Source organism: Aurantiacibacter flavus, assembly GCF_039710615.1.
GTDB classification, from domain to species: Bacteria; Pseudomonadota; Alphaproteobacteria; order Sphingomonadales; family Sphingomonadaceae; genus Alteraurantiacibacter; species Alteraurantiacibacter flavus.
In genome coordinates, this window is the sequence record NZ_JBDLBR010000004.1 from 331180 (window position 1) to 357863 (window position 26684).

The window sequence follows — 26684 nt, forward strand, 5'->3', positions numbered from 1 at the left end:
AGAGAGGCAGCTTCCGACACAAAAAGAAGGGCGCGAACCGCACATCCGGTTCGCGCCCTTCTTTTTTACCTGTGAACCCCTCAGTCGGCGTTCAGGCGCTCGCGGATTTCCTTGCCCGGCTTGAAATAGGGCACCTTCTTGGTCGGCACCTCGACGCTGTCGCCCGTGCGCGGGTTGCGCCCGCTGCGCGCCTCGCGTTGCCGGGTAGAAAAGGTGCCAAACCCGCGCAGCTCGACCCGCCCGCCTTCGGACAGGCGCTGAGCGATCTCGTCGAAGAACAGGTCCACCACCTGCTCCACCTCTTCGGCCCGCAAGTCGGGGTTGTCCTCAGCCAGGGATTGCAGGAGTTCAGACCGGATCATCGAGACCTCTTTAGTGACGCGCGAAACGAAGGGTTTTGTTTTTGCCGCGAGTGATCCGCCTTGGCGGCCCCAGCGTGCTCACGTGTTTCCGTGCCAGAGAACTTGACATAGTGCAACGTTGTATCACCCGCTACCGTGGACGGACCTACCCCGCTGTTAACAGGTCTTCCAGCCGCAGTCCGAGGCGTTTGAGCCGCTGGCACAGTTCGGGCCACTCGTCGCGCAGGAAGGCGGCCCGCTCGCGCTCGCGCAATTGCGCGGCCGCACCTTCGCAAACGAAGATGCCCACTCCGCGCTGCACGCGAACCAGTCCATCGGCCTGGAACTGCTGATAGGCCTTGGCGACGGTCAGCGGGTTGGCGCCCTGTTCGGCCGCGAAGGCACGCACAGAGGGGAGCATCTCACCCTCGCGGTAGACCCCGTCGATAATGGCGGCGGCAATGCGATCGCGCAGACGCAGGTAGACAGGGCGGGTGTCGCTCATGACAGGTGCTTCACTGCCATAATACAGCGGTGCAGGTCAAGTCACGCTTCGGGTAATCGGTTTCCATTGCAACCTTTTGCGCTTCACATGCGCCAATCTGCCGTTAGGGTGCGCGTTTTGGCCGACCATAATTGAGGGTGTGCATGAAAGAGCTGGCTTTGTGGAATGAGGGCGATTGGGTCGCGGCGATCGCGACGGTCATCCTGGCGGCGTTCCTGTCTATGGGTGTCGCCATTGCCCTTCGCCGCCAGCCCGAGGCCTTCGGCCATCCCAAGGGCCTCTACATGCTGTTCTTCGCCGAGATGTGGGAGCGGTTCAGCTTCTACGGCATGCGCGCCATCCTGGTATTCTACCTTGTCCAGCACTGGCTGTTTTCCGAAGGCGAAGGCTCGCTGATCCTCGGCGCCTACGGTTCGATGGTCTATGTTACACCCGTGCTGGGCGGCTGGCTGGCCGACCGATATCTGGGCCAGCGCAAGGCCGTGCTGTTCGGGGGCGTCCTGCTTGCGCTCGGCCATCTGTTCATGGCGTTCGAAGGCGATGGCGGCCAGTCCGACCCGACGATCAACGTGTTCTGGCTGGCGCTGGCGCTGATCATCATCGGCTCCGGTTTCCTCAAAGCCAACATTTCGGTGATGGTAGGCCAGCTCTATCGCAAGACCGATGGCCGCCGCGACGCAGCCTATACGATCTTCTACATGGGCATCAACGTGGGCGCAGCTGCCGGTTCGATCCTTGTCGGCTATCTCGGCCAGACGCTGGGCTGGGCCTATGGCTTTGGCCTTTCTGGCATCGGCATGGTGGCGGGGCTGATCGTCTTCGTGCTTGGCAAAGCGTCGCTACGCGGCGCGGGCGAAGCCCCGGCGGTTCTGCCCAAGGCCAAGGAAACGGTAATCTACGCAGCCGGCATCGGCGCGGTCGCGGCAATGTGGTTCCTGATGCAGTATCGCGACGTGATCCAGCTCTTGCTGATTGTCTGCGGTGTGGGCCTGCTCGGCTACGTGCTGCTGCAGGCGCTGAAGCTGCCCAAGGAACCGCGCGAGCGGATCTTCGCGATCCTGTTCCTGATCGCGCTCAATCCGCTATTCTGGGGTCTGTTCGATCAGGCGCCGGGCAGCCTCAACCTCTATACCGACAAATATATGGACACCGGCAATATCCCGGCCTCGGTGTTCCAGTCGATCAACCCGATCTACATTATCCTGTTCGCGCCGCTGTTCGCGGGCCTGTGGCAGTTCCTCGGCAAACGCGGGCTTGAGCCTTCGGCCCCGGCCAAGTTCGCCCTCGCGCTGTTCCAGTGCGGCGCGGGCTTCCTCGTCTTCGCCTGGGGTGCGCAAAGCGCAGGCATGGCGGCAATGACGCCGGTGATCTTCCTGTTCCTGATCTACCTGCTGCACACCACGGGCGAACTGTGCCTGAGCCCGGTCGGCCTTTCGGCGATGAACCGGCTCGCGCCTTCCTTTATGGCCAGCCTGATCATGGGTGCCTGGTTCTACATGACCGCAGTGGGCAGCTACGTGGCCGGCAAGATCGGCGAAGCGACTGGCGGCGAAGGCGGTGAAATGTCGAAGGAGCTGGTGCTGTCGATCTACGGTCAGATCGGCTGGATCGCGATCGGCGTGGGCGTGGTGGTCTTGCTGGTCAGCCCGATCGTGAAGCGCTGGATGCATCTCGACACGCTGGAAGACGACAACGTAGGCGACGATCTGGTCGGCGGCAGCGAGGTTGGCGAGCCGCAGGCGGCGGGCATTCACCCCGAGGTGCGCGGCTGATTTCAGCGGGCGGCGCGCGCCAGATGTGCTAAGCTCCCGCGCAGGAGGAATTTGGCCATGGACCCGCTCACTTCGTTGCTGGCTGCCTGCGTCACTTTCGTGGGCAGCCATTTCGCCATGTCGCATCCCTTGCGCCCGCCCATGGTGGCAGCGCTGGGGGAGAAGGGCTTTCAGGCGGTCTATTCGCTGGTGAGCCTTGCGGCCATCGTGTGGATTTACTTCGCGTTCAAGGCGGTGCCGCCATCGGTCCCGCTCTGGCCGGGTTTTGACGATATGAGCTGGGTGCTGGCTTCGGTGCTCACCCTGGTGGCCATGGTCCTGCTGGCCGGTTCCTACGTTGGCAATCCGGCCCTGCCCGCGCCGGGCGCTGCCGAGGCGGCAACCAAGGAGCCGCGAGGAGTGTTCCGGGTGACCCGCCACCCGATGATGTGGGCAATTGGTTTGTGGGCGCTCGCGCACCTGATCGCCGCGCCGACTGCCCGCACGCTGGTGGTGGCGAGCGCAATCGGGTTCCTCGCGCTGGTCGGCGCCCATTTGCAGGACCGCAAGAAGGAGGTGCTGATGGGCGAGGCCTGGGCCGGATGGGAATCGCGCACCAGCTACTGGCCGAAGCTGGGCAAGCTGTTTTCGGTCGGCTGGCTGTGGTGGCTGATCGGTGCCGCGCTATGGCTGGCCTTTACCTATGCCCATATTCACCCCAGCGGCTGGGCTGCTGGTGTGTGGCGGTGGGTGGTCTAGCACCTTCGCACTCCACTCCCATGCCCCACGACCGATCGTCCTGAACCTGTCGAAGGATGGTCCCCCGCCCCGAGCGATCCGCATGGGGAAAAGCGATCGTTGGACCGGCGGCCGCTATTCGAGTCCGACAGGCTAGGACGAGTGGACTGGGAACCGGCCCCGTCTAGTTTTCCAAGCCCGCGCTGTCGCACCGCGGCGTGTTCACCCCTGCCTCGTCTTGCTGCTTTTGAGGTGCGGCATGGCCGATGAAGTCATCGGGCAACCGCTCCAATGATCGGCCAGGAAGGAGAGCCAGGCCGCTTCGCCATGCTCTTCCCGCACCAATGTGAAAACGAAGTCATCGTACTCGGCGTGATTGGGAACAGGCAGGCGCGCCTCCAGCAGGCGACCGTCGGCCGCATCGAACCACAGGCGCCCCTGCCCCTCGTCGAGAGCGGAGCCACCGGCGAGATAGAGCAGCGAATGGCGCCCCATATGAGGAAGTTCACCCGCGAATGTCAGCGTGAGTTCGCCGCGATTGGTAAATGTGGGACTCTTGCCAAGCATCAGATTCGGCAAGTCGAAACGGAGGTTTTGACGCTGCAATATCTGATCCGGGGGATGGCAATGAGGTCGGCGAAGTCGAAGTCATAGAGCACCCAGCGCGGGCCGACAGGAGCCGAGAAGGAGGCCTCGGCATCGTTGCGGTCGAGCCGGAGCGACAGGCTGCCCGCATCGTCGCGTGAGAGCCATGCCATTTGGCGCTGCGTGACCTCAGGTGTCAGCCGCCCTCCAATCAGCTCGAGCGCCTGACCGGTTTCCGGATCAAGCGTGCCCGTCACCCAGGCAGCGTCGGCACACCGGTTACGACCCTTGAACACCTCCACCTCGCTTGGCGACTTTGCGTAAATGACCACGCGTTCCATCGCGGAACCGTCACTGTTGGTGCGTTCGTAGTGGCGTACCGGGCCGATCAAGGCAGTAGACAACTCGGCGACAAGCAAGAGCGAGGCAGATAGGGCCATCTGCTGTGTATTGGTGTATTAATACACCAAAGTCAACTTGCCTGAATCGCCTAAGCCCGCGCCTCTTCAACGCCCGCGCTGTTATGCCGCAGCGCGCTCAATACCGTATCGACGATCTGCGGCGCGTTGAGCCCCGCCTCGTCGTACTGCTTCTCGGGCACATCGTGGTCGATGAAAACATCGGGCAGGCGCAAGGTCCGGATTTTCAGGCCATCATCGAGCAGGCCCGCATCGCTCGCCATTGTCAGCACATGCGCGCCAAGGCCGCCGATAGCCGCCTCTTCCACCGTCACCACCACTTCGTGAGTGGCGATCAGCTTGCGGATCAGCTCTTCGTCGAGCGGCTTCACGAAGCGCATGTCGGCCACCGTGGCCGGCAGCCCCTTGGCTTCAAGCTGGTCTGCGGCCTTCAGCGTCTCGGCCAATCTCGGACCGAGCGACAGGATCGCCACCTTGCCGCCATCCACATCGCCGCGCACTACGCGGCCCTTGCCGATCTCCAGCCGCTGCGGCACTTCCGGCAATGCCACGCCGACGCCGTTGCCGCGCGGATAGCGGAAGGCAATCGGGCCGTCGTCGTGCAGAGCGGCGGTATAGGTCATGTGGACCAGCTCGGCCTCGTCGGCCGCAGCCATCACCACGAAATTGGGTAGGCTGGCGAGATAGGTCACGTCGAACGAGCCCGCATGGGTCGCGCCGTCAGCGCCGACCAGCCCGGCGCGATCGATGGCGAAGCGCACGGGCAGGTTCTGGATCGCCACGTCATGCACCACCTGATCGTAGGCGCGCTGGAGGAACGTAGAATAGATCGCTGCAAAGGGCCGCATTCCCTGCGCGGCAAGGCCAGCCGCGAAAGTCACCGCATGCTGCTCGGCGATGCCGACATCGAAGCTGCGCGTTGGGTGCGCCTTGGCAAATTTGTCAACCCCCGTGCCCGAGGGCATGGCGGCGGTTATCGCAACGATGGTCTCGTCGGTCTCAGCCAGCTTCGCCAGCGTCTCGCCGAACACGTTCTGGTAAGCAGGCGGCCCATCGGCGCTCTTGGCTTTTTCTCCGGTGACAACGTTGAACTTCGGCACCCCGTGGTACTTGTCGGCGGCGTTTTCGGCAGGCTCGTAGCCCTTGCCCTTCTGCGTCACGACATGGACCAACACAGGCCCCTGTTCAGAATCGCGTACGTTTTCGAGCACCGGGATCAGGTGGTCGAGGTTGTGCCCGTCGATCGGGCCGACATAATAAAAGCCCAGTTCCTCGAACAGGGTTCCGCCAGTGGCCATGCCCCGGGCATATTCCTCGGCCTTTTCGAGACCGTGATGAACCCGGCGCGAGAACTTGCGCGCGACCTTCGAGGCCAGCGAGCGCAGGCCGAGATACTCGCTGGAGGAAACCATCCGCGCGAGATAAGCCGACAGTCCGCCCACCGGCGGCGCGATAGACATATCATTGTCGTTAAGGATCACGATCAGCCGGTTGCCCGCCTGCTCGGCATTGTTCATCGCCTCGTAGGCCATGCCCGCGCTCATCGCGCCATCGCCGATCACCGCAATGGCGCGCCCCGGATTCCCCGAGAGTTTGTTGGCAATGGCAAAGCCGAGCCCGGCGCTGATCGAGGTGGACGAATGCGCGGCGCCGAACGGATCATATTCGCTCTCGCTCCGCTTGGTGAAGCCGGAAAGGCCCCCGCCCTGGCGCAGCGTGCGGATACGGTCCCGCCGTCCGGTCAGGATCTTATGGGGATAGGCCTGATGGCCGACATCCCAGATCAGCCGATCTTCGGGCGTGTTGAACACGTAGTGGATCGCCGCCGTCAACTCCACCACGCCGAGCCCCGAGCCGAGATGTCCGCCGGTCGAACCGACCGCATCGATCATCTCCACTCGCAGTTCGTCAGCCAGCTGGCGCAGTTGCGCAGGCTTCAGCTGTCGCAGCTCAGCAGGTGTATTGACCGTATCAAGCAGAGGAGTTTGCGGACGATTACTCATCGAAACGGCTTAGCCGCTGCTGCAACGCAAGTCGACCAAACAAACACTTGGTTTAGCCGGAGCATTCAGCGCAAAGGCCGCGCAGCTCCACCACCGGGCGCACCTGCGTGAAGCCGGCGTCGGTGCCGGCCTTGCGCAGCGCGCCAGTCAGTTTGTCGTCATCGAGGTGATCGGCAAGGCCGCAATCGTCGCAGATCAGGAAGATGCAATCGTGGCGGCAGCCGGGGTGGCTGTTCACGATATAGGCGTTCGCGCTCTCGATCCGGTTGGCGAGGTTGGTGCGCACGAACAGGTCGAGGATGCGGTAAACGCTGTTGGCGGCGACCCGCTTGCCGCGCATGGTGCCGACCTCTTCGGCGATGTCGTAAGCCGAGGCAGGGCGGCTCTGCGCGGCAAGCGCGCGAAACACGTCCTGTCGCATGGCGGTCCACTGCTCGCCCGCCTTTACAATTGCGTGACCGGCCTCTTCAATCAGCCGGTCACCGCTATGTTCCTTGTGCGCGTGATGTGCCATGGCTTCCTACATAGGCACGCCCGGCGCCGTGGGCAATCAGCCCTTGCGGAAGCTGGCGCGGTAGAAGCGGGGGAAGTTTTCCTCCAATGCCTCGACCTTGGGCGCATCCCAGCGTTGGATATAGGCGTGGTTGGGGTTCTTCTCGGCGAAATCCTGATGGTAGGCCTCCGCCGGGTAGAAGCGCTGCTCGCGCTCTATCTGAACAACGATCGGATCGTCCCACACGCCCGACTGGTTCATCTGCCGCACGTAAGCCGTGGCCACCGCGCGCTGTTCGGGCGTGGTCGGCACAATCGCGGCGCGATACTGGGTGCCGTGGTCGGGGCCCTGCCGGTTGAGCAAGGTCGGATCTGCGCCCACCGAGAACAGGATTTGCAGCAGCTGGTCATAGCGGATCACGGTCGGATCGTAGGTGATCTTCACTGCTTCGGCATGATCGGTGCGCCCGCTCGACACGCGCGAATAGGTCGCATCGTCGGCGCTGCCACCATGATAACCCGAGATCGCGCTGGTCACACCCCGTGTATGGCTGAACACCGCCTCGATACCCCAGAAGCAACCACCGGCGAGGATCGCGGTCTGAAGGCCGCGTTCGTTGGCCTGGCGGGTGGCAACCGGTGCGTCGAACACCTCCTCGGCGGCAATCGCCGGGCCAGTGCAGGCGCTCGCAGCTAGTGCTGCGCTAATCAGCAGGGTTTTCCAATGCATCAGGCTCCTCCAAGCAGCGGCAGTAATTGCGCTCCCAGCACGATAGCAGTCAGGCCGAAGCCGATAAAGAAGCTGCGGTAGAGTTCGCCGGAGAAGAGGGTCATGGGGCAGTCCGTGGGGTTCAGGTTCGGTTTCGTTCAATCGTTGTCGCAGGAATAGCGCGGCCAAACTTGCCATGGGGTGAAGCACGCCGCGTTTTCATCGTAGCGCAGGGGCGTCTCGTCGCAGTTTGCGTCAGTGACGGAAGTGGCGCATCCCGGTGAACACCATGGCAAGGCCTGCCTCGTCGGCAGCCGCGATGACCTCTTCGTCACGCATCGCGCCGCCCGGCTGGATCACCACGCTTGCCCCCGCTTCGAGCGCGACCTCGATCCCGTCGGCAAATGGCAGGAAGGCATCGGAAGCCATGGCGCTGCCCTTCGTGCGCGATGCGCTCCAACCCGCGATCTCCGCGGCTTCCTGCGCGCGGACGTTGGCGATACGGCCCGAATCGCGGCGGTTCATCTGCCCGGCCCCGATGCCTGCCGTCGCCCCGTCCCTGGCAAAGACAATCGCGTTCGACTTCACGTGTTTCGCCACCTTCCAGGCGAACAGGCAGTCGGCCAGTTCCTGCTCGCTCGGCTGGCGCTTGGTCACGACTTTGAGGTCACCCAGCGCGATGTCGCCATTGTCGCGCGATTGCAGCAGCATGCCGCCGGCGATGGTCTTCATCTGCATGCCGGGGCGGTTTGCCTCAGGCAACGAATCGAGCAGCAACAGCCGCAGGTTCTTCTTGGCCGAGAAGGCCGCCAGCGCGGCATCGTCGGCACCAGGCGCGATCACCACCTCGGTGAAGATCTCGCAGATCGCCTCAGCCGTCGCCCCATCGAGCGCGCGGTTACACGCCACGATCCCGCCAAAGGCCGAGACGCTGTCACAGGCCAGCGCCTGTTGCCAAGCTTCGAGCAGACTCGGCGCCTGCGCCACGCCGCAGGGGTTGGCGTGCTTGATGATCGCGATGGCAGGGTCGCCACCGGCAAATTCGCTCACCAGTTCGAGCGCGGCATCGGCATCGTTGAAGTTGTTGTACGACAGCTCCTTGCCCTGCACCTGCCGCGCCTGCGGAATGCCCGCAGCAGAGGGCCCGCGCGGAACGTAGACCGCAGCGCTCTGGTGCGGGTTTTCGCCGTAGCGCAGCTCGTCCTGCTTGGCGAAGGCGAGCGTCATGCTTTCGGGGAATGGCGTCGCCTTCAGCGCTTCCGGCCCGAGCGGGTTGGTATAGGCGTCGCCCTGCGCGAACCAGGTCGAGATCGCCGAATCGTAGGCCGCCGTGCGGGCATAGGCCTTGCCTGCCATGCGGGTGCGGAAAGCGAGGCTGGTCTTGCCGCCAAGCGTCTCCAGCTCGGCCAGCAATTCGGAATAGTCGGCCGGGTCGGTGACGATGGTGACGAAGAGGTGGTTCTTGGCCGAGCTGCGAACCATCGCCGGGCCGCCGATGTCAATGTTCTCGACAATTTCCTCGCGCGTGCCGCCACGGGCTACGGTCTGCTCGAACGGGTAGAGGTTGACCACCAGCAGATCGATCGCGCCAATCCCGTGCGCTTCCATCGCGGCGACATGCTCGGCATTGTCGCGCACGGCCAGCAGCCCGCCGTGGACCACCGGGTGCAATGTCTTCACGCGGCCGTCCATCATCTCGGGAAAGCCGGTCAGCTCGGAAATGTCCTTCACCGGCAGCCCTGCATCGCGGATCGCCTTCGCGGTGCCGCCGGTCGACACCAGCTCCACGCCGCGCCCGGCCAGATTGCGCGCGAGATCGACCACGCCTTCCTTGTCGGACACCGAGAGGAGTGCCCGTTTGATCGCAACATCGGTCATGTCAAAAGCTATCCCATTTTCTTCAGCAGCCACGCGTAGTGGCCACCGCCGCGCGAGGCGAGTCCCTGAATCACCAGCTGCTGTACCGGATGCAGGTGCCCCATGCTATCGACCCAGAGGCTTTCATCGACCTCGATCTCGGCGTCGGCGCTGACAAACTGCCAGTAGCTGCCATCGGGCAGGACCAGCCCGGCGCTGCGGCTGTTGCTCGAAGGCCTCAACTCAACTTGAGGCCCGAGGTGAAAACGGATCGCAAACGGTACTTTACCGCGCTTTCCGCGCCGTCCGGCAGGCACCAGCAAGTCCTCGCCGCGCACCTCCGAGCCATCTTCGCGCAGGGTCAAAATGCGCTGGTGCACCAACCCGAACCGCGCGGCATAGCCATCATGGCTCGCCTCGAGCCGGGTCGCCGTGCCATATTCGAGCTCGATGGTGCGCCGGTCAATCTCGACCTCGTTGACCCCGCCGCCAAGCTTTCCGTTTATCAGCACCGCAGTGGAGTTGGCATCGCCCAACACCATGGTCGAATGCGCGGCCGTGGCGCGCAGGCCCTGCTCGATCCGCACCGGCACCTGCCCGCCCGCGATCCCTGCGCCGCCGCAGTTCACGATCAGGCGATGCGCGCCATAGGAGAACTCGAAAGCCAGCGTGGAAGCGCAGCCGCTGCGCGCATGCTTGGCGAGCGGCGGCGGCGACGCGTCAAGCTGGAGCGTGGCAGGCTTCGCAAAGACACGCTGATAGCCCCAGCCGCGCACATCGCGCAGCGGCCGTGTGCGCACCCCGCTCGCAGCGACCAATGCAGTCAGCCGCTCCGCAGAAACCGCAGGCGCGCCCTGCCAGCTGCCCAAGCCACCGTCCGAATGCATCAGCGCCAGCAGCGGAGGCACCAGCATGGCCAGCATCGATTCGATCGCCGAAGGCGGTTCGCGCCGTGTCGCGCGATAGCAGGCGCGCAGGTCGATCAGCATGGCGATGGCCTGCATCTGCGCTTGTGGGCTGCGCGACAGCACACCGCCATCGTCGCCCACCATCTCGCCCAGCGCGCGCACGAGGCCTGCCTCGCCGAACAGCCGGCGCGGCTTGCCATCGGGCAGCAACAGGCCCGCCGCCGTGATCGCGCACCAGCCCGCAACCTCGCCCAGCCGGTCGTCCGCACGGCCCACATGACGGTCAAGCCAGCGCGCGGTCTCGGCGCAGGCTTCGAGCGTACGCGTGCGCAAAGCCTTGTCCTGCCCGCTCATCACCAGCGGCGCGTGGACCAGCCAGGCCAGCAGCCGCAGCCCAGCGTTCTCGACCTTCCATGCCGCGCCCTTGCCCGGCAGTTCATTGGCATCGAGCCAGGCCGCCAGCACCCGCTCGGCCACCGGCGCGCATTGCGCCCGCGCCCCGCAGCTTTCGAGATCGCGCAACCAGGAAAAGCCATGCACGGTCCGCTCGAATGGCGGGGTCAGCTTGGCGACCGGCGAGAAATCGATCTGCGCAATCGGCGCCTTCACACCATAGACCAGAAAGTGCCCAGCCCTCAGCGCCATGCCGGCCACCCGGTCGCCATCGAGCGGGCATTCGACCGTGGCCAGCAGGCGCGGCTTGGCGGGCTTGCGGAAGGGCGAAAGGATGGTCGGCCCCGACATGCCCAGCCGATAGGCCATCCGCATCAGCCGCTCGCCCGCGGTGATCGCGGGCGGAGCGATATCGGTGACGATCAGCGAGCGCTGCGTCACCGGCTCGGCAGTCGGCTTGTCGCTGTTCACCAGCGCCTCGCTGCCGGTGTTGCGCAAAGGAATGGCGGGCGAAGACGCATTGCCATCAGCCGCCTGACTATCCTGGGCCTGCCGATCCTTGGCGCTAGCGGTGCGGGACGTAGCTTCGGCAGACCGGGCATTCACGCTGCTTCTCCCCTCAGCGCAAGAATGTTGTTGGCATAATGCTCAGGCCCGCCCTTGAACGTCGCCGAGCCCGCCACCAGTACGTCGGCCCCGGCGTCGATACACTGACGCGCGGTTTCCGCATTCACCCCGCCATCGACCTCCACCAGCACATAAAGCCCGCGCTTGTCGATGGTCTGCCGGATCGCCTCTATCTTGCGCAACTGGCTGGAAATGAAACTCTGCCCGCCGAAGCCGGGGTTCACGCTCATCACCAGCACCAGATCGATCTCTTCGTAGAGATAGTCCAGCATCTTGGCGGGCGTGCCGGGATTGAGCGACAGCCCGGCCTTGCACCCGGCGGCCCTGATCGCCTGTACGCTGCGATGCACATGCGGGCCAGCCTCGGGGTGGACGGTGATGATATCGGCCCCGGCCTCAGCAAAATGGTCGATCCACATGTCCACCGGCGAAACCATCAAGTGGACGTCGAAGGTCTTCTGCGTGTGCGGCCGCAGGGCTTTGACGACGCCCGGCCCGATCGTGAGATTGGGCACATAGTGGCCGTCCATCACGTCGACATGGATCCAGTCGGCCCCGGCTGCGTCAATCGCGCGCACCTCTTCCCCAAGCCGCGCAAAGTCGGCCGAAAGGATCGAGGGAGAGATGAGCACATCGCGCATGGATTGCCTTAGAGCGTTATCGACCTGTGATTCGCCCTACAAGCTCAAAGCAAATTCTTATCCACGAACAGTTTGCTCCGTTGCGGAGCCATTGTCTCTTTGCGAGACGGAATTGCTCGCCCCTGCCAGATAGGCTTAAATGCCTTGCAGAGCCACAATCGCCGCCCCCAATCGAAAGCTCGACCATGCTCACGGACACCCTGATCGACAGTGCCAATGCCCTGCACGACCGCATCGTCGCCCTGCGACGCAACATCCATTCCGAACCCGAACTGGGGCTCGAAACTCCGCTCACCCTCGCCAAAGTGAAGGCCGATCTGGCCGATCTGCCGCTCGAATGGCGTGACGGCACCTCATGCACCGCCGCCGTGGCCTTGCTCAGGGGCGCGCGGGAAGGGCGCAGCGTGCTGCTGCGAGGCGATATGGATGCGCTGCCGATGGGCGAACAGACCGGCCTGCCCTTCGCCTCGCAGATCGAGGGGCGGATGCATGCCTGTGGCCACGACGCACACACAGCCATGCTCGCGGGCGCGGCGCGGCTGCTGGCCGAGCGGCATGGCGAACTGGCGGGCGAAGTGCGCTTCATGTTCCAGCCGGGCGAAGAGGGTTTCCACGGCGCGCGCCATATGCTTGACGATGGCCTGCTCGATCCGCTGCCCGAAGCGGCCTTCGCGTTGCACGTATGGCCCAATGCGCCGCACGGCGTACTGATCGGGCGTGCGGGGCCGATGCTGGCTTCGGCGGATCAGCTCGAAATTACGGTGACGGGCAAGGGCGGCCACGCCTCGATGCCACACGACGGCGTGGACCCGGTGCCGGTCGCGGCGGAAATCGTGCTCGCCTTGCAGACGATGGTCACACGCCGCTTCAACGCTGCCGAGGCGACCATCGTCACCATTGCCAAGCTGGAGGCAGGCTCGGCGCACAATGTCATCCCTGACGAGGCGCACCTGCTGGGCACGATGCGCACGCTTTCGGCGGAGCGCCGCGCCGACCTTCACGCAGCGGTCGCGCAAGTGGCGGAACATGTGGCGCTGGCCCACGGCTGCACGGCGACGGTGCGGATCATCGAGGGCTTCCCGGTGACGGTGAACGATCCGCGCGCCGCGCGTCTGGGCGAACAGGTCGCACTTGATCTCGGCGGCGCAGGCGCGTGGGAAGAGCGCAGCCACCCGACCATGGGTGCGGAAGACTTCTCTTACGTGCTGCAACAGGTGCCGGGCGCGATGTTCTTCCTCGGCGTATCGGCAGAGGGCAGCGACTGGCAGGGTTGTTGCGGCCTCCATTCGAGCCGCATGATCGTCGACGAAACGGTGCTGCCCAAGGGCGCGGCACTGATGGCCGGCTTCGCGCTGCGCTATCTCGATCGCGGCTGGGGCTGACCGAGGGGCGCAGTGGCCGCAATTCGCCAGATGCGCGAGAGACTGCAAGAGCCCAAGCCTACTGCGGCCATCATGCTAAGGTCACTCGAAGCTCATTCACTTGTTCAGACAATGTCGATCTTAGCAGCGCTTCGCTATACTCGAAGATCGAAACAGCGCCCGCAAGGCGATCTCGGTCAAGGAGCTGCGCGAGCTTTATGTGGCGGAACAGGAAGCCGGCCGGATTCTCGGCAAGGGTGGCCGGCCGAAAAGAGCCAGCACCAAGCTCACCGATGTTGGCCGGATCACGCCCCACATCAATCCGCTGCTGGGCTCGAACTGCGTCACGCACGTCACCAAATCTGACGTGACGGCGATGATGAAGGACATCATGGCCGGCAAGACACAGGCCACCGAGAAGACGAAGAAACTGCGCGGCAAGTCCGTCGTTCGGGGTGGCCTCGGCGCGGCGAGCCGCACCGTCTCGGGTTACATTCAGGCGCTTCTGGAGGGCGCTGAGCTGCGCACACCCACTATACCCTTGATCGGCGCTCGCGGAAGGCCGCGCTTGCCCGCTTCCTCACCGGCGCGCGCGAAACCAAGGAAGCCTGCCAGCGCCGGTTTACGGAAGCTTCGTAGAGCTGGGCGGCCTCAGGTTGACTGCCTTGCTCTTCGCCAAAATGTCGGCGCTCCCAGGAAGTACCAGATAGCTATCACAGGATCGCAGACGAAGCATCCGAAGGACGAATTGGGTACGAAGGGCAGGATCGGATTGCCCCACCAGTCATGCATCAAGTCCCAACCGCTATGAAGCAGCCATGCGACGCCGATCGCGCGATAGTCGCGCAGACCACGCAACGACAGTAAGGTGATGATTGCCGTGAACACGAGCTCGAGCAGCCCGAAACCGCCTGAGAGATAAGCTGCGCCGGCCCCACCGACGAAGACGGCGCTGAATTGCTGCCGGGTCGGCTCTCGCAAAATGCCGCATAAAGCAATGAACAAGAAGGCGACGATTACCGGCGCGACAACTTCAATCACCGTGACCGGAGTGGGCGTAAAGGGCGGCATCACTGACTTTCTATCGGGTGGCGGGAGGGGCTGGGATGCGATTCCTATCTATCAGGCCGTCGACCGCCTGCTTCGCCCGGCGGTCGCTGTCGGGGTCGCGCGCAAAACGGGAAAAGCTGTGATGCGCAAGGTAGATACCGCAGAGCTCCCAGACGAACTGGTCCACGGATGTTTGCTCTGCCAGCTCGCCGCTCGCGATCGCTTCGCGGACGAGGTTCGCCAGCAAGGCTCTCCAATGCGCATCGAGCACTGCGACGTGATCGCGTGTCTCGCCTTCGACATCGTCCAGCTCGAACAAGGCTGCCGCGATCGGGCAACCGCCTGGCAGGCCTGCTCGCGGCGCCCAGCCAAGCCACCCGTCGATGAGCGCGCGCAACCTTGCCAGACCCACGGGAAAGGCCATGGCGGGTTCGACAACATGGCGTTCGGCCAATCGGGCGGCCTCGTCCAGCAGCGCCGTTTCAAGCGCTTGCCGGGAGCGAAAATGCGCGAACATGCCGCTTTTCGACATGCCCGACGCATCCGCAAGGCGGCCGACCGTGATGCCGGCAAGGCCGGCGGAGCTGAGCGCCTGCACACCTTCGGCGACTATGCGGCCACGAGAAGACTCACCCTTCATGTCCAAATAGTACGACCGGTCGTACTTAAACGCAAGGGGCTGACGGTTCGTTGGGGAAAGCCCGGCGACACCGCGATGGAAGTTAGCCTTATCCAGCGAAGGCCCGTGGCCAACCAGCATCAGAGCATGAGCTGCTTCAGCCTTGCTGACTTTGTGTCACAATGGCTTGGCTATCTCGAAACCGAATGATCGTCTGCTTGCGACGAAGTATCAGTGGGCCCCTGCCACTGATGAAAAGCCACTGCTGGCGTCGGTGAAGCGGATAACGCTCAGGATTGCCCGACCGTATGCGCGGTGATCGTGTAGCCGAAGGGGTCGCGAAAGGCGAAGTAGCGCCCAAAGGGCCCGTCCTTGGGCGGGAAGACAATCAATGTGCCGTGCTGAACCAGATGTTCGTGCAGCGCGTCGGCGTCGTCACAGCCGAACCAGATGGCAGTACCTTGGCCCAGCGCATCCTTGTCCTTCAGGTCGGTCACGGGCGTGCGGACGGCGAACGGGATCGGGCTGGTATCAAAAACGACAGCGCTTGGGGGACTTTGCGCGGCAAGCTTCAGCCCAACGATTTCGGTGTAGAACGTGCGTGCCGCGTCGAGATCTTCAGTCTGAATACTGATGAAGTCTGGGCCGATCAGATGAGCCATGGCTGCGCTTTCCTTCAGGTAAATGATGCTGTATCAGGATGCTGATATCTATATAAGGACCCTGATATGTCAAGCGAGAACGCAAGTCCGTGGAAAATGGATGATCCGCTCGCGACCATCGGGTTCGCTCTGAAAATGGCGCAGCAGGCGCTCCGGACGCATATGGACACCGCGCTCCAACGGATCGGCCTTACGACACCCCAGTATGCGGTCCTTACCTACCTTAAGGTCGAGCCGGGAGCCTCGAACGCCGCGCTTGCGCGTCGGGCCTTCGTAACGCCGCAGACGATGCAAGGGATCGTGGTTGGTCTCGAACGCGCAGGTTTTATTAAGCGGACACCGCATCCCGAACATCGGCGCGTTCAGACCACCGAGCTGACGGCGCAGGGTGTTAAAGCGCTGGAAGAGGCTTCCGCAATCGTCGCCGGCGTTGAAGCGCTCCTGCGAGACGCGGCGGCGCCTCTCGATCCAGAGACAGTCGCGGCAACACTGCTACGGTTCGCCGAGACCCTTCGCTGATTGTCGCCGGATCGGTAGGAATTTTTCTCGCGTAGCTCGCATGAAGAGTCCCCTGTTTGACCAAAGCTCTTCCGCACAGCGTCGTGGCCGACGCCACGTAGATCGCATGCGATCGCCCGTTCCCCCTCACACCCAACCGTTCCCGGCGCCGCTCCGCAGGGCTCGGTTATTGGCGAAGGCAGGGATTACCGACGCTCGATCTGCTGTTCGCCAGCTTCTTTGCGCCGTACACGCCAAGATGGCTGAAACGGAAACCATCGGGGTATTTCAAGCCCGCTCCGATCATGCGGTCGAAAGATATGTGCGCTATCCAGATCAGGCCAACATCCAGCATGATCGGGGAGTGGCCCGAGAAGCCATATCCAAGGATGCTCAGCGGGATGCCGTGCCAATGCGCCGCATTGTAGGTGACCGCGCCGACGCGGGGCCCGGCCAAGAAGCCGAGTATTGATACGTCAGGGATCAGGATCAGCAGCGCAAAGAGCGTCCAGCTGGAGCCGAGCGACGCGTAAGCTGCGACGGCGCCGACGAGCACGAGCGTTGCCTCGGCACGAAGCAGCAGGTTGGGCGTTCCGGTTACGAAACCCTGCATAGATGAATGCTCCGTTGAAGGACCGTGCCGCATCTAGGCTATGTAGTTCTGTAGCGGCACCTGCTGCCTTCGGAATGGAGCCTTTCAAATATGAATGGAGTGGACTGGACGTTACTGCGCTCCTTTCTCGCAGTGGTCGAAAGCGGTTCGTTGGGAGCCGCTGCCTCGCGAACCGGTGCATCGCAGCCTACGCTGAGCCGGCACATCCGGGATCTGGAGCAGGCCTTGGATGTCTCGTTATTCACCCGCACTCCACACGGTCTCGATCCGACCGAAGCCGGGCTCAGTCTCATGGACGACGCGCGGGCAATGGGTGCTGCTGCCGAGTCGTTGATGCTCAAGGCGCATGGCCGTTCGCAAAGGCTGTCAGGAACCGTCCGGATCACCGCTTCGGTTATCGTCGCCAATTTGCTCTTGCCCTCGATGCTCGCTGAGTTGCGGCAGCGCGAGCCCGACATAGACATCGAGTTGATAGCGTCTGATCTGTCGCAGAACCTTTTGCGACGCGATGCGGACCTTGCCATTCGCATGGCCGACCCGACCCAGAATGCGCTGATAGCGCGCCGACTAGGGGAGACCCGGATCGGCCTGTTCGGCACCCGATCCTACCTGCGCCGCCGCGGCCGGCCGGCACGAAGAGCCGACCTCCTCGATCATGACGTGATCGGCTATGATCGAAGCGATCAACTGATCCGGGGGCTGGCTGCCAGCGGATTGGTGGCGAGCCGCGACGACTTCGCCCTCCGCTGTGACGACAAGCTAGTGACTTGGCATCTGCTACTGGCGGGAGCCGGTCTCGGCTTTGCACAGACGTTGCTGGCGCGCCGTCACCCGGAACTTGACCAGCTGGATATCGGCTTGGCCATTCCCCCGCTACCGGTTTGGCTCGTGATGCACGAGGACGTCCGCACCAATGCCCGCGTGCGGCGCGTGGCTGATTTTCTGGGTGGTGCGTTGAGGGACTTTCTAGTCGATGGGTGAAATGGGCTTTCGCGGGACCCGCCCTTGCCGGATGGATGCGTGTAGTCAGCGCCTTAGTCTCGGCTGTGGCGCCAGTGTCGCGCGTGATCCAAAAGCGCGCGGAGTTTCAGCGGCAGATGTCGCCGATTGGGATAGAACAGGAAGAAGCCGGGCAGCGGCGGGCAGAAGCGGTCCAGAACCGATTGGAGTTCGCCCCGTTCCAGCGCCGGCGCGAACGTCTCGGCCATGCCGATCGTCAGCCCTGCACCGGCCTTCGCCATGTTCACCATCAATTCCATGTCGTTGGTGGTCATCTCCGGCTCGACCGCAACGGCAAAATCGTGACCATTCTCACTGAACTCCCAGCGATAAGGCGCCGCGCCCACCGCCGGTCGCCAGCCGATGCAGCGGTGTGCGGTCAGTTCGCGCGGATGATGCGGAATACCGGCGGCCGCCAGGTAGTCAGGAGCAGCGACGACGATCTGGCGCTGCTCGGTGCTGACCGGCACGGCGATCATGTCGCGCTCGATCACCTCCCCCAGCCGTACACCGGCATCGAAGCCAGCATCGACGATGTCGAATTCGGCGTCGGTCACGAGAACGTCCACGCGAACCTTGGGATGGGCAGCCATGAATGTCGCAAGCAGGTCGCCCGATAGGAAGCTCTCCGCGATGGACGACACGGCGACACGCAGCAAACCCGCCGGCTGCTCGTGTGCCGCGGCTGCCTGCGTAGCGACTGCGATCTCGATCAGCGCGGGTGCAACGCGATCCAGCAGCGCCTCACCGGCGTCGGTCAGGGATACGCTACGCGTCGTCCGTCGCAAAATGGCAGTGCCCAGCGCGTCCTCAACCTTGCGGACCGCCTGGCTCACGGCCGAACGGGTCACACCGAGCTCATTGGCTGCGGCGCTGAAGCTCCGCGCGCGGGCCACGGCCGCAACTATCGCAAGGGCATTGAGATCGACGGTCATTGTCCAGCAGTGCTTAACAAGTCATGCAAGATTGCGGCAATAGTCGTGCGTCCACTTTCCCCATAACTGTCTTGGCAGACACAGGAGGTTCTGGATCATGGACAAGATCGTACTCATCACAGGCGCGAGCAGTGGCATCGGCGAAGCAACGGCCCGTGTGCTGGCAGACGCGGGAATGACCGTCATGCTCGGCGCGCGTCGAACCGATCGCCTCGAACAGCTCCGCGCTGAAATCGCGGAGGCGGGCGGCACTGCCCGCGTGCGCCGCCTCGACGTTACCGACCGCGAGGATGTCGCGGCGTTCGCGCAAAGTGCAGTCGATGAATTTGGGCGGATCGACGTCATCATCAACAACGCTGGCGTGATGCCACTGTCGCCTATGGCCTCGCTCAAGGTCGAGGAGTGGGAGCAAATGGTCGACGTCAATATCAAGGGTGTGCTCTGGGGCATTGCCGCCGTTCTGCCAACGATGACAGTGCAGGGCTTTGGCCACATCATCAACATGGCGTCGATTGGCGGGCTCGCCGTGTCGCCGACTGCAGCAGTCTATTGCGCCACGAAGTTCGCCGTGCGAGCCATATCTGACGGACTACGTCAGGAGAATGACCGCATCCGCGTCACGAGCGTGTGCCCCGGCGTGGTCACGTCCGAATTGGCCGATAGCATCTCTGACGAGGTCGCGCGCCGCGAGATGGAGAGCTTCCGCGCGGTGGCGCTCCGGCCCGACGCGATTGGCCGGGCGATTCTTCACGCGATCGGTGAGCCGAAAGACGTAAACACCACGGAAATCGTGGTACGACCGGTTGGCAACCCGGCATAAGTCATGCGTCTGATCGGCTCGGAGGATGGGCGGTTCGGCCGTTTCGCCGCTCGCTCGTCATACCCCGTCCAAGCGAGAACCGGCAAACGGCTACATCAACTTTCGGCGACCAGGCGCTTAGTCGTTCGCGGCGCAAGCCGCAAAAGCATCGGGAGCGCTTTGACGATGCCGGGGAGCGCCATGGGCTTGCTGCCCGCCAGAGCCTTGAGTGTGACGTCCGCGACCGCTTCAGGCGACATCTTGTGTTTCGCCGGATGGGACGCGTTCATCGGCGTGTCCGTCAGGCCCGGAAGAAGCTCGAGGACATGCACGTCGCGCGGAGCGAGTTGCCGGCGAAGCGCTTCGGCAAAGGCGTGCAAGCCAGCCTTTACCGCGCCATAGGTCGGAGCTCTTGTGGGGGGAGCCAATGCCAATCCCGATGTGACGAATACGAGGGACGATATCGTCGGCCAGCGAACGAGGACTTCACTGGTCAGTTGGATCGGCGCCGTCAAATTCAACGCGATCTCGGGCTCCAGGTCCTCTGTCGCATCCTTGCCTGAGGTGAAGTCCCGGTCGACGAACGTACCGGCGTTGTTGACCAGGACATCAAGCTTGCCGAACCTTTCAACGACGGCGTCGAGCATCGCGGCCCGGTCGGCGGCGATCGTCACGTCCGCCCGGATCGCCAGCCCCTCCGGATGATCCTTCCTGAACTGCTCGAGCGCCGTTTCTGATCGTCCACAGATTGCGACAAGGGCACCCTGCGCCAAAAATGCTTCGGCCAGACTGTGGCCAATGCCCGAAGTGCCGCCGGTAATAAGGATGACTTGCGCTGCCTTACTCCGCTTTGATCGGGAAAGAGGCTCTTTTTCAATCAATTCCGTCACAGTCCCAACCTTTTTGTATCGACCGACACAAAAAGGCTAGAGCCGTTGCCAGTAGCCGTCAACGCATTTATATAACGATCGATGCAGAAAAGAATGGAGCGGCCGGAAACCGGCAGCAAATCCCCCCGCACGCGTGGAAGACCCCGCGCGTTCGACCGTGACGTCGCGCTTGCGCAAGCGACCAGGCTGTTCTGGGAAAAGGGCTATGAGGCCACGTCGATCACCGATCTCGCGCAGGCGATGGGAATCGGTTCACCCAGCCTGTACGCAGCATTCGGGTCGAAAGCGGAGCTCTATACGGAAGCGCTGCGACATTATGCCGAGACGAACGAGCACATCGTCTGGGCCCAGTTCCACGCCGCTGCCACCGCACGCGAGGCAGTTGCGGCGTTTCTCATGGACTCGGCCGCCGCGCTGACCGGCGGTGTTGGGGAGGCGCCGCGGGGCTGCATGATCACACTCTCGGCCGTCGGAAGTGAGGGATATTCCGACCTCGGAGAGATGGTTCGCAGCGCGCGAGGCCTGACGCTGGAAAGGCTGGCGACACGTCTTTCCCGGGCAGTTGTGGACGGTGAGATCGCCGCGTCGACTGATCTCGGCGCCCTTGCACGTTTTGTTCAGGCGGTTCAGGCTGGCATGTCGATCCTCGCCCGGGACGGCGTGCGCCAGAGCGAACTGGAAGCGATGGCAGAGGTTGCCATGTCTGGCTGGGATGCCCGGACCCAAGCGATGGCAAACAAAAGCGCCTGAAGTCGCGCAGACAGGGCGCTTTAATTCGAGCACCCATCCACGGGCCGTTGACGGCGACAAAGCCGGCCGGGAATCTCGATTGGCTCGTCCCGGACGTGGTGACAACCAGGCTCGCGTCGAGCGAGCAAAAGCGAAAGACACCTAGTTGGTCGCCAACCGGCCCGGACTGCCAGACGGTATTACGCGTTACCCCTTGGCATTACCGTCAGGCATGCCGGCTCATTTCTGGATCAACGTGCGCAAGCTCTGGACGGCGTCGTTGATTGCGATCTTGCCCTCGGTCACTTCGACGATGACGCGATTGAGGTCCGTCATTTGCGACGGCGCGGCGATCGTGGCGGCGAAGCTAACGCGCCGCGCCAGTATTCGACGAGCGCTGCGCGCAACTCAGTCTCGAAATCAAAGCCCGTCAGGGGGTGATCCTCGGGCTGGCTGTCGTTCAAAATGTGCGCCGGAAAATCGAGCGTCTGGAACAGTCCCCTCGCGAGCGCGTAACTGCGCAGAAGGAGCCGCAAGCCATCTCCTGCCTCCAGGGCCAAGGCTTTGTCCACTTCCGCACTGGTCCGATTAAGCGAGGTTGCGAAGGAGCGCTTGAAGTCCCGGAACTCAGCCGGAGACAGATTGGCCTCCAGCAGGCCATAGCCAAGGGAATCGAGACGCAGGAAATAGGTGCGCGAGGCGAGGAAATCCACGAAGTTGTCGACGAAGCGGTCGACCGCGCGGCTCGGGTGGCCGGGCTCTTCAGCGAAGCTCCGCCTGAGTGTTGCCAGGAACGCGTCCCATTCGCGCGACAGCAAAGCTGCAAAAATCTGCTCTTTCGACGTGAAGTAAAGATAGACGGTACCCTTTGCCAGTCCGGCCTTCGCTGCGATGGCCGCCGCTGACGGAAGGCGCCGGGTATCCTTCAGGAACAACGAAAGCGCTGCGCCAAGAATAGCGTTTCGACGCTTTTCCTTATCTTCGCTGGCGTGTGCGTGTTTCACCATTTGCCTTCTCACTCTTGCAATAACTGTCCTGCCATACGCGTCAGCCTCCCGCGAGGGATGAAGGCGCTGACAGCGGCGACGAGCCTGTTCATCGAACCGGCCACGACAGTCTGTCGCCCTGCGAATAATGCATCGATCCCTGCTTTCGCCGTTTCTCTCGGCGACGTCATCGTGCGCTTCATGGATTTGCTCGGCTCCTGCCCGGCGGCATTCAGGAAACCGGTATCCATGAGACCCGGCGACAATACCGTAACCGTGACGTCGCGCGGGGCCATCTCGGCGTGAAGCGCCTCTCCGAAATTCCGGACATAGGCTTTGCTTGCCGCGTAGGCTGCGTAGGTGGGACATGGCATGAAGGCGGTCAGGCTGGCGACGAGTAATATGTGGCCACGGCGGCGTTCCGCCATGCCAGTCGCAATCTCGTGCGTAAGCGTTGTCAGGCTAGAGATGTTGAGGCGGAGCATTTGCTCGATATCCTCGGCGCTCTGATCGACGAAGTCGCCGTGCAAGCCCTGCCCGGCATTGTTTATCAGAACGTCCAGCACGATACCGCGCTTTCGAATTGTCTCGACGAGAGCGGCCGCAGCCCCCTCCTGGCTGAGATCCGACCTTTCGACGTGGATCTGGCCGCCAAAGGACCTCAGGTTCGACGCGACTTTCTCGAGACGATCGGCGCTCCTCGCGGTAAGAACGAGATTGTAGCCCCGCTCTGCCAGCAACGAGGCAAACTCGACCCCCATTCCGCCAGACGCGCCCGTTACCAATGCCCACTTGCCCGTGTTCATCATGTCGCTCCCATTTATGACCAATGGTCATTTAATATGACCATTGGTCATTTTCAAGAGGAACCGCGTGAGTCGATGAAACCGCGTGTGGTTGAAGACATGGTAGCAAAGGCGACGGAACGGCGATGATGAAGGACATCACGGCCGGCAAAACACGTTGCACGGAGAGGACGAATAAGCTGCGCGGCAAGTCCATTGTCCGAGGTGGCCTTGGAGCGGCTATCGCGATGTGCCAGAGGGAAAAGACGCGAAGGAAAGCGGCATCCCAGCGTTTCAGCAGTTCATGGCGGAAGTGCTGCACGACAATCTGCCGCGTATCCCGCAGGGACGCCTTGGCGCGCGCTATGAGCTTACCGCCGGACGGGTTTCGGCTCGCAATAGCGGCACACTGGCACAGCGATGGAGAGGATAGTGCGACCGCTGCCTCGTTCCGTCGGACGGTGAACGAGGCAGCGGGGGTATCAACCTTCGGGCTGGTTCCTGCCGCTCAGACCTTCCTCGCGTTCTATCCTTATGCTTGTCTGCGCAAAGTCCGGTGCGGCCCACTGATAATATTCCGCGTAAGTGACACGACCGTCCCCGTCCCGGTCTGCTTCCTGATAGAAGCGCATTCGCACCTCGTCGTTCGTGCTTGGGATCAACTGGACGGGCACGCGTTCGCCGGTCTCGTTTCGACGATCGACATGGTTCGGGCCTTGGAATGCGGCCGAGGGCGCCTCGGTCCCTTCAAGAAAGCCGGAGCCGTCAGCGTCGAGGCGGTCGAATGTCGTTTGCGTAATGGAAACGATCTCGGCGGGCCCTGCATCGACCATTCTCTTGGCGGGTTGATAGGGTACGTCCTGATGCGGTACTTCTGAAACGGTGCCTGTGCCCTGCATGGCCAAGGTGAACACTGCTGCTGCGACAAGACTCATCGTGATAGCTCCAATGACTACTGGGTGGTGGAGCATCCTCTGCGGTGAAAAAGCCTGAGGCGGAAGGTCCGGCGGTTGGGTTACAGTTTGATCGTACCCTTCGGCTTCGCCAAGTATGCGCGCGGCCTCAAGAGAGGATGAGGCACCGAGCTTGATGCGCGCCATCTTCAGTCGCTTTTCGACCGCGTGGTGGGAAACGCCGAGCTCCACGGCGATTTCCTTTGCCGTCTTGTGCTGCAGCCAAAGGCGAAGGGGCTCTTTTTCGCGTTCAGTCAGCCGTTCCAGGCCGTCACGATTATCCATGTCCGCGACATAGGACCCGCAAGTGTGAATAGAAAGTACGGTCGGGCCGTACTTTGGTAACGCTTGCAACATTTCTGGCGCGTAGCATTGCTTGCGAAGACCTCGCGTGGGGACCGGATCTCCCCTCGATCGGCCCACAGTCACTGATCCAAGCTCTGATCAATGGGATCGCGAGAATCAAAATCGATAGGGTCTGCCGAAGTACCGGCGGCACAATCGACGGCGTCATGAAGCCGCAGGGCGGTTCAATTCTTTGACGGTGTTGATGAAGGCGCGAAGTGCCGCAGGCACATGACGACGGCCCGGATAATAGAGGCGAAGCCCTCCCACGTAGGGCGACCAGTCCTCCAGAAGAGGCGTCAGGCGACCGTCCCTCAGCCAGGGCACGGCTGCACTCTCGGGAATAAAGGCAATGCCCAGTCCGCCTGCGGCAGCTTCGGCCATCAACATCGTGTGGTCGAGAGTGAGCCCACCCGGCACGTCGATCGCGATCTCCTGGCCGTGCTTTTCGAACTCCCAGCGATAGAGCTTGCCACTTGGCAGGCGCTGACGAATGCACCGATGCTGCGGCAGATCGTCGGGTGTGACCGGGCGGCCAGCTTTCGCCAAATAGGTCGGCGCCGCGACCGCCAGAAAGCGAAAGTCTGGGCCCAGCGGAATCGCGATCATGTCCTGCGGCACCGCTTCCGCAAGCCGAATGCCCGCGTCGAACCCCTGCTGCACGATGTCCACCAGGCGCCCCTCGGTGACGAGATCAAGCGCGACATGGGGATAGCGCGCGAGAAAGGAGGGCACTACGCGTTCCAGCAGCACCCGCATCGCACCCTCGCCAGCGTTGATCCTCAGCGTACCGCTCGCATGGCCTCCCTCCTGTGTCACTGCGTCGATCGCGTGATCGAGATCCTGTAGCACCGGCTTCAGCCTTCCAAGGAGGCTGGCCCCCGCTTCGGTCGGAGCGACACTCCGGGTCGTGCGATTGAGCAGCCGAACCCCGAGGTTACCTGACAGCCAGTTTCCGCGACAGTGGTCGCGAACGGAAAGACGCAGCCCTAAGGCCCTTATCCTAGCGGCTGGCTCACTTGCGTTCCCGACATGCACTTTGTCCTGCCGTCGCTTGCGGCAGCTGATCTGCATCCGCCAAGAAACTTGACAAAATGTATGGCACCTAACAAACTTGTCTGGTGACTGACAAAATTGGCTATCCTCAAATCGCGTCGATCGGCGCCTGGACCAAGCGCTGCTATCTTGCCGGGCGCGCGGCGATGGAAGCGATGCTCCGTCCGCACGATCTCGGGGCGACGCAATGGTACGTGCTGTATCATCTGGCTAAGGACGGACCGAAAATGCAGCGCGATCTGGTGCGCGCCCTGCAGATCGAAAGGGCCACTCTAAGCGCCATTGTAGGTGTGCTGGTTCGCAAGGGATTGGTGGAGCAGGTATCGGATCATGCCGACCAACGGCAAAAGCGGATCCGGATGACTGCAGCCGGGGCCAAGCTCTGGAGCGAGCTGCCGGACCTGTCGGTAATTCACGGCATAGCATTCGACGGCATTGATGACGCCGCCATCAGCACCGCAATCGAGGTTCTCCAAACCGCCACCGAGCGGCTTGAAGCAATTACGGAAAGGAACGGCACGTGACAGTTTTGATAACCGGTGTAACCGGGCTTGTAGGAGCCCGGCTCCTCCCACGTCTTGTGGAGGCAGGTGTTGAATGCCGTGCCCTTGTGCGCGGCGGGAAAGAGGTTCCTGCGCGTGTATCGCCCGTGAATGGCGATCTCTTTGATCCTCCGTCATTGGCGAAGGCAGTGGAAGGCAGCTCGGCCATTATCCATCTCGCGGCGGTTTTCCGCACCCCGGACACCGATCTCATCTGGAAGAGCAATCTTGAGGGCACGCGCAATCTCATTGCTGCGGCGAAGACGCACGTGCCGGAGGCACGCTTTATCCTCGCGAGTACCAGCAATGTTTACGACATGGATAGCGAGCATCCCGGGCGGGAGGATGATGCCGTTGCTCCCCAGCATCCATATCCGGCCAGCAAGGTTGCGGCCGAGAAGGAGCTAGCCGCAAGCGGAATCAATTGGGCAGTGCTGCGCTTTCCTTTCGTCTATGGCGATCAGGACGGACATCTCGAAGAAATGCCTAAGCACGCGATCGCCGGTAATTGGCACCCGGCCAAGCGGATGAGCACAATCCACCACCATGACATTGCCACGGCGATTCACCTTGCCCTGGATGGGGCATTCGATCGCCGCATTATCAATATCTGCGATGAAGCGCCTACGTCGATCTTTGAGCTAACGCATCTGGTGGGGGAAAGGATCGAATCCTCGGCCGAACCTCTGGAAAACCCTTGGCATCTCCACGTCGATGGCTCGCTTGCCCGTAGTCTCGGATTCGTGCCTGGGATCAGGACCGTCCACCAAGCCGTTCGCGAGGATCTGCTGTAAAACGCTCTAGTCCTGTGCCCATAGCGAACTAGTTCACTAGAAGCTGTGGTTCGAGCAATTGAGGGCTCGCGCTGACAGAATCGTAAGCCTGCTGCCAGT

General features: G+C 62.8%; 29 protein-coding genes and 1 pseudogene. 9 read left to right on the forward strand and 21 right to left on the reverse strand.

Features of this window, described 5'->3' with window-relative positions; translation table 11 throughout:
• Positions 1 to 80: 80 nt before the first annotated feature.
• Positions 81 to 392 (reverse strand): annotated as a pseudogene (locus ABDJ38_RS13435) (integration host factor subunit beta); the annotation flags it as partial.
• Between the two features lie 115 nt (positions 393 to 507).
• Positions 508 to 846 carry a GntR family transcriptional regulator gene (locus ABDJ38_RS13440; RefSeq protein WP_346785629.1) on the reverse strand — a complete coding sequence of 113 codons (339 nt, stop codon included), beginning with the start codon at positions 844 to 846 and terminating at the stop codon, positions 508 to 510.
• A 143-nt stretch (positions 847 to 989) separates the two neighbouring features.
• Between ABDJ38_RS13440 and ABDJ38_RS13445 the strand changes: the two genes are divergently transcribed.
• Together ABDJ38_RS13445 and ABDJ38_RS13450 are read left to right on the forward strand one after the other, a co-directional pair.
• Entirely contained in the window at positions 990 to 2618 is a 1629-nt protein-coding gene (locus ABDJ38_RS13445) for a peptide MFS transporter (RefSeq protein ID WP_346785630.1), read from the forward strand.
• 57 nt (positions 2619 to 2675) lie between these two features.
• Entirely contained in the window at positions 2676 to 3356 is a 681-nt protein-coding gene (locus ABDJ38_RS13450) for an NnrU family protein (RefSeq protein ID WP_346785631.1), read from the forward strand.
• A gap of 201 nt (positions 3357 to 3557) precedes the next feature.
• On the opposite strand, the gene ABDJ38_RS13455 is transcribed toward ABDJ38_RS13450, so the two are convergent.
• From ABDJ38_RS13455 to rpe, 8 genes are all read right to left on the reverse strand, one after another.
• Positions 3558 to 3902: a hypothetical protein gene (locus ABDJ38_RS13455; RefSeq protein ID WP_346785632.1), complete on the reverse strand. Its 345-nt coding sequence runs from the start codon at positions 3900 to 3902 to the stop codon at positions 3558 to 3560.
• The gene (locus tag ABDJ38_RS13460; RefSeq protein WP_346785633.1) at positions 3902 to 4360 is read right to left on the reverse strand and encodes a hypothetical protein; all 459 of its coding nucleotides are present in this window, start codon (positions 4358 to 4360) and stop codon (positions 3902 to 3904) included. Before ABDJ38_RS13460 ends, ABDJ38_RS13455 begins: the two co-directional genes overlap by 1 nt.
• A gap of 50 nt (positions 4361 to 4410) precedes the next feature.
• Positions 4411 to 6342: a 1-deoxy-D-xylulose-5-phosphate synthase gene (gene dxs, locus ABDJ38_RS13465; RefSeq protein ID WP_346785634.1), complete on the reverse strand. Its 1932-nt coding sequence runs from the start codon at positions 6340 to 6342 to the stop codon at positions 4411 to 4413.
• Positions 6343 to 6394: 52 nt separating this feature from the next.
• Complete coding sequence (locus ABDJ38_RS13470; protein ID WP_346785635.1) at positions 6395 to 6856, reverse strand: Fur family transcriptional regulator; 462 nt, start codon at positions 6854 to 6856, stop codon at positions 6395 to 6397.
• A 36-nt stretch (positions 6857 to 6892) separates the two neighbouring features.
• Positions 6893 to 7564, reverse strand: a complete 672-nt coding sequence (gene msrA, locus ABDJ38_RS13475) for a peptide-methionine (S)-S-oxide reductase MsrA (protein WP_346785636.1) — start codon at positions 7562 to 7564, stop codon at positions 6893 to 6895.
• Between the two features lie 234 nt (positions 7565 to 7798).
• Positions 7799 to 9421, reverse strand: coding sequence for a bifunctional phosphoribosylaminoimidazolecarboxamide formyltransferase/IMP cyclohydrolase (gene purH / locus ABDJ38_RS13480; RefSeq protein WP_346785637.1), 1623 nt, complete (start codon positions 9419 to 9421; stop codon positions 7799 to 7801).
• Positions 9422 to 9429: 8 nt separating this feature from the next.
• A complete protein-coding gene (locus ABDJ38_RS13485; protein ID WP_346785638.1) occupies positions 9430 to 11307 on the reverse strand; it encodes a heparinase II/III family protein in 1878 nt (625 codons plus the stop codon).
• Entirely contained in the window at positions 11304 to 11969 is a 666-nt protein-coding gene (gene rpe, locus ABDJ38_RS13490) for a ribulose-phosphate 3-epimerase (protein ID WP_346785639.1), read from the reverse strand. Before rpe ends, ABDJ38_RS13485 begins: the two co-directional genes overlap by 4 nt.
• Positions 11970 to 12154: 185 nt before the next feature.
• Between rpe and ABDJ38_RS13495 the strand changes: the two genes are divergently transcribed.
• Positions 12155 to 13351 carry a M20 metallopeptidase family protein gene (locus ABDJ38_RS13495; RefSeq protein WP_346785640.1) on the forward strand — a complete coding sequence of 399 codons (1197 nt, stop codon included), beginning with the start codon at positions 12155 to 12157 and terminating at the stop codon, positions 13349 to 13351.
• 70 nt (positions 13352 to 13421) lie between these two features.
• Here the strand turns inward: ABDJ38_RS13495 and ABDJ38_RS13500 are convergent, their stop codons facing one another.
• From ABDJ38_RS13500 to ABDJ38_RS13515, 4 genes are all read right to left on the reverse strand, one after another.
• Complete coding sequence (locus tag ABDJ38_RS13500; RefSeq protein ID WP_346785641.1) at positions 13422 to 13682, reverse strand: hypothetical protein; 261 nt, start codon at positions 13680 to 13682, stop codon at positions 13422 to 13424.
• A gap of 299 nt (positions 13683 to 13981) precedes the next feature.
• Positions 13982 to 14401, reverse strand: a complete 420-nt coding sequence (locus ABDJ38_RS13505) for a DUF6010 family protein (RefSeq protein ID WP_346785642.1) — start codon at positions 14399 to 14401, stop codon at positions 13982 to 13984.
• A 10-nt stretch (positions 14402 to 14411) separates the two neighbouring features.
• Positions 14412 to 15140 carry a TetR/AcrR family transcriptional regulator gene (locus tag ABDJ38_RS13510; RefSeq protein WP_346785643.1) on the reverse strand — a complete coding sequence of 243 codons (729 nt, stop codon included), beginning with the start codon at positions 15138 to 15140 and terminating at the stop codon, positions 14412 to 14414.
• A gap of 149 nt (positions 15141 to 15289) precedes the next feature.
• Entirely contained in the window at positions 15290 to 15661 is a 372-nt protein-coding gene (locus tag ABDJ38_RS13515; protein WP_346785644.1) for a VOC family protein, read from the reverse strand.
• A gap of 96 nt (positions 15662 to 15757) precedes the next feature.
• Here ABDJ38_RS13515 and ABDJ38_RS13520 point away from each other — a divergent pair, with 96 nt between their 5' ends.
• The gene (locus ABDJ38_RS13520; RefSeq protein WP_346785645.1) at positions 15758 to 16180 is read left to right on the forward strand and encodes a MarR family winged helix-turn-helix transcriptional regulator; all 423 of its coding nucleotides are present in this window, start codon (positions 15758 to 15760) and stop codon (positions 16178 to 16180) included.
• A gap of 166 nt (positions 16181 to 16346) precedes the next feature.
• On the opposite strand, the gene ABDJ38_RS13525 is transcribed toward ABDJ38_RS13520, so the two are convergent.
• A complete protein-coding gene (locus tag ABDJ38_RS13525) occupies positions 16347 to 16772 on the reverse strand; it encodes a DUF4260 domain-containing protein (RefSeq protein ID WP_346785646.1) in 426 nt (141 codons plus the stop codon).
• 90 nt (positions 16773 to 16862) lie between these two features.
• Between ABDJ38_RS13525 and ABDJ38_RS13530 the strand changes: the two genes are divergently transcribed.
• Positions 16863 to 17753 (forward strand): LysR family transcriptional regulator, encoded by an 891-nt coding sequence (locus ABDJ38_RS13530; protein WP_346785647.1) that lies wholly within the window; start codon positions 16863 to 16865, stop codon positions 17751 to 17753.
• Between the two features lie 53 nt (positions 17754 to 17806).
• Here the strand turns inward: ABDJ38_RS13530 and ABDJ38_RS13535 are convergent, their stop codons facing one another.
• Complete coding sequence (locus tag ABDJ38_RS13535; RefSeq protein WP_346785648.1) at positions 17807 to 18706, reverse strand: LysR family transcriptional regulator; 900 nt, start codon at positions 18704 to 18706, stop codon at positions 17807 to 17809.
• A gap of 97 nt (positions 18707 to 18803) precedes the next feature.
• On the opposite strand from ABDJ38_RS13535, the gene ABDJ38_RS13540 reads away from it, so the two are divergent.
• A complete protein-coding gene (locus ABDJ38_RS13540; RefSeq protein WP_346785649.1) occupies positions 18804 to 19526 on the forward strand; it encodes an SDR family oxidoreductase in 723 nt (240 codons plus the stop codon).
• Positions 19527 to 19621: 95 nt separating this feature from the next.
• Here the strand turns inward: ABDJ38_RS13540 and ABDJ38_RS13545 are convergent, their stop codons facing one another.
• A complete protein-coding gene (locus ABDJ38_RS13545; RefSeq protein WP_346785650.1) occupies positions 19622 to 20395 on the reverse strand; it encodes an SDR family NAD(P)-dependent oxidoreductase in 774 nt (257 codons plus the stop codon).
• A gap of 81 nt (positions 20396 to 20476) precedes the next feature.
• On the opposite strand from ABDJ38_RS13545, the gene ABDJ38_RS13550 reads away from it, so the two are divergent.
• Positions 20477 to 21145: a TetR/AcrR family transcriptional regulator gene (locus ABDJ38_RS13550; RefSeq protein ID WP_346785651.1), complete on the forward strand. Its 669-nt coding sequence runs from the start codon at positions 20477 to 20479 to the stop codon at positions 21143 to 21145.
• Between the two features lie 311 nt (positions 21146 to 21456).
• Here ABDJ38_RS13550 and ABDJ38_RS13555 read toward each other — a convergent pair whose 3' ends face one another.
• The 4 genes from ABDJ38_RS13555 to ABDJ38_RS13570 form a co-directional block, all read right to left on the reverse strand.
• Positions 21457 to 22131 (reverse strand): TetR/AcrR family transcriptional regulator, encoded by a 675-nt coding sequence (locus ABDJ38_RS13555; RefSeq protein WP_346785652.1) that lies wholly within the window; start codon positions 22129 to 22131, stop codon positions 21457 to 21459.
• An 8-nt stretch (positions 22132 to 22139) separates the two neighbouring features.
• Positions 22140 to 22919, reverse strand: a complete 780-nt coding sequence (locus ABDJ38_RS13560; protein WP_346785653.1) for an SDR family NAD(P)-dependent oxidoreductase — start codon at positions 22917 to 22919, stop codon at positions 22140 to 22142.
• Between the two features lie 458 nt (positions 22920 to 23377).
• Complete coding sequence (locus ABDJ38_RS13565) at positions 23378 to 24133, reverse strand: LuxR C-terminal-related transcriptional regulator (protein WP_346785654.1); 756 nt, start codon at positions 24131 to 24133, stop codon at positions 23378 to 23380.
• Positions 24134 to 24358: 225 nt separating this feature from the next.
• On the reverse strand, positions 24359 to 25045 hold the full coding sequence (locus tag ABDJ38_RS13570) for a LysR substrate-binding domain-containing protein (RefSeq protein WP_346785655.1): 687 nt from the start codon (positions 25043 to 25045) through the stop codon (positions 24359 to 24361).
• Positions 25046 to 25395: 350 nt separating this feature from the next.
• Here ABDJ38_RS13570 and ABDJ38_RS13575 point away from each other — a divergent pair, with 350 nt between their 5' ends.
• Both ABDJ38_RS13575 and ABDJ38_RS13580 read left to right on the forward strand, forming a co-directional pair.
• The gene (locus ABDJ38_RS13575; protein WP_346785656.1) at positions 25396 to 25773 is read left to right on the forward strand and encodes a MarR family winged helix-turn-helix transcriptional regulator; all 378 of its coding nucleotides are present in this window, start codon (positions 25396 to 25398) and stop codon (positions 25771 to 25773) included.
• On the forward strand, positions 25770 to 26585 hold the full coding sequence (locus tag ABDJ38_RS13580; RefSeq protein ID WP_346785657.1) for an NAD-dependent epimerase/dehydratase family protein: 816 nt from the start codon (positions 25770 to 25772) through the stop codon (positions 26583 to 26585). The genes ABDJ38_RS13575 and ABDJ38_RS13580 overlap by 4 nt, the downstream gene beginning before the upstream one ends.
• The last annotated feature ends 99 nt before the right edge of the window (positions 26586 to 26684 follow it).

Excerpts from the sequence above, each read along its gene's own strand:
- dxs (WP_346785634.1), bottom strand. The coding sequence starts at position 6,342 with ATGAGTAATCGTCCGCAAACTCCTCTGCTTGATACGGTCAATACACCT.
- rpe (WP_346785639.1), bottom strand. The coding sequence starts at position 11,969 with ATGCGCGATGTGCTCATCTCTCCCTCGATCCTTTCGGCCGACTTTGCG.
- ABDJ38_RS13520 (WP_346785645.1), top strand. The coding sequence starts at position 15,758 with ATGGATGATCCGCTCGCGACCATCGGGTTCGCTCTGAAAATGGCGCAG.
- ABDJ38_RS13565 (WP_346785654.1), bottom strand. The coding sequence starts at position 24,133 with ATGGATAATCGTGACGGCCTGGAACGGCTGACTGAACGCGAAAAAGAG.
- ABDJ38_RS13495 (WP_346785640.1), top strand. The coding sequence starts at position 12,155 with ATGCTCACGGACACCCTGATCGACAGTGCCAATGCCCTGCACGACCGC.
- ABDJ38_RS13510 (WP_346785643.1), bottom strand. The coding sequence starts at position 15,140 with ATGCTGGTTGGCCACGGGCCTTCGCTGGATAAGGCTAACTTCCATCGC.
- msrA (WP_346785636.1), bottom strand. The coding sequence starts at position 7,564 with ATGCATTGGAAAACCCTGCTGATTAGCGCAGCACTAGCTGCGAGCGCC.
- ABDJ38_RS13470 (WP_346785635.1), bottom strand. The coding sequence starts at position 6,856 with ATGGCACATCACGCGCACAAGGAACATAGCGGTGACCGGCTGATTGAA.
- ABDJ38_RS13455 (WP_346785632.1), bottom strand. The coding sequence starts at position 3,902 with ATGCTTGGCAAGAGTCCCACATTTACCAATCGCGGCGAACTCACGCTG.
- ABDJ38_RS13445 (WP_346785630.1), top strand. The coding sequence starts at position 990 with ATGAAAGAGCTGGCTTTGTGGAATGAGGGCGATTGGGTCGCGGCGATC.
- ABDJ38_RS13440 (WP_346785629.1), bottom strand. The coding sequence starts at position 846 with ATGAGCGACACCCGCCCTGTCTACCTGCGTCTGCGCGATCGCATTGCC.
- ABDJ38_RS13530 (WP_346785647.1), top strand. The coding sequence starts at position 16,863 with ATGAATGGAGTGGACTGGACGTTACTGCGCTCCTTTCTCGCAGTGGTC.
- ABDJ38_RS13575 (WP_346785656.1), top strand. The coding sequence starts at position 25,396 with ATGGAAGCGATGCTCCGTCCGCACGATCTCGGGGCGACGCAATGGTAC.
- ABDJ38_RS13515 (WP_346785644.1), bottom strand. The coding sequence starts at position 15,661 with ATGGCTCATCTGATCGGCCCAGACTTCATCAGTATTCAGACTGAAGAT.
- ABDJ38_RS13535 (WP_346785648.1), bottom strand. The coding sequence starts at position 18,706 with ATGACCGTCGATCTCAATGCCCTTGCGATAGTTGCGGCCGTGGCCCGC.
- ABDJ38_RS13525 (WP_346785646.1), bottom strand. The coding sequence starts at position 16,772 with ATGCAGGGTTTCGTAACCGGAACGCCCAACCTGCTGCTTCGTGCCGAG.
- ABDJ38_RS13460 (WP_346785633.1), bottom strand. The coding sequence starts at position 4,360 with ATGGCCCTATCTGCCTCGCTCTTGCTTGTCGCCGAGTTGTCTACTGCC.
- ABDJ38_RS13550 (WP_346785651.1), top strand. The coding sequence starts at position 20,477 with ATGCAGAAAAGAATGGAGCGGCCGGAAACCGGCAGCAAATCCCCCCGC.
- ABDJ38_RS13505 (WP_346785642.1), bottom strand. The coding sequence starts at position 14,401 with ATGCCGCCCTTTACGCCCACTCCGGTCACGGTGATTGAAGTTGTCGCG.
- ABDJ38_RS13450 (WP_346785631.1), top strand. The coding sequence starts at position 2,676 with ATGGACCCGCTCACTTCGTTGCTGGCTGCCTGCGTCACTTTCGTGGGC.
- purH (WP_346785637.1), bottom strand. The coding sequence starts at position 9,421 with ATGACCGATGTTGCGATCAAACGGGCACTCCTCTCGGTGTCCGACAAG.
- ABDJ38_RS13555 (WP_346785652.1), bottom strand. The coding sequence starts at position 22,131 with ATGGTGAAACACGCACACGCCAGCGAAGATAAGGAAAAGCGTCGAAAC.
- ABDJ38_RS13560 (WP_346785653.1), bottom strand. The coding sequence starts at position 22,919 with ATGATGAACACGGGCAAGTGGGCATTGGTAACGGGCGCGTCTGGCGGA.
- ABDJ38_RS13540 (WP_346785649.1), top strand. The coding sequence starts at position 18,804 with ATGGACAAGATCGTACTCATCACAGGCGCGAGCAGTGGCATCGGCGAA.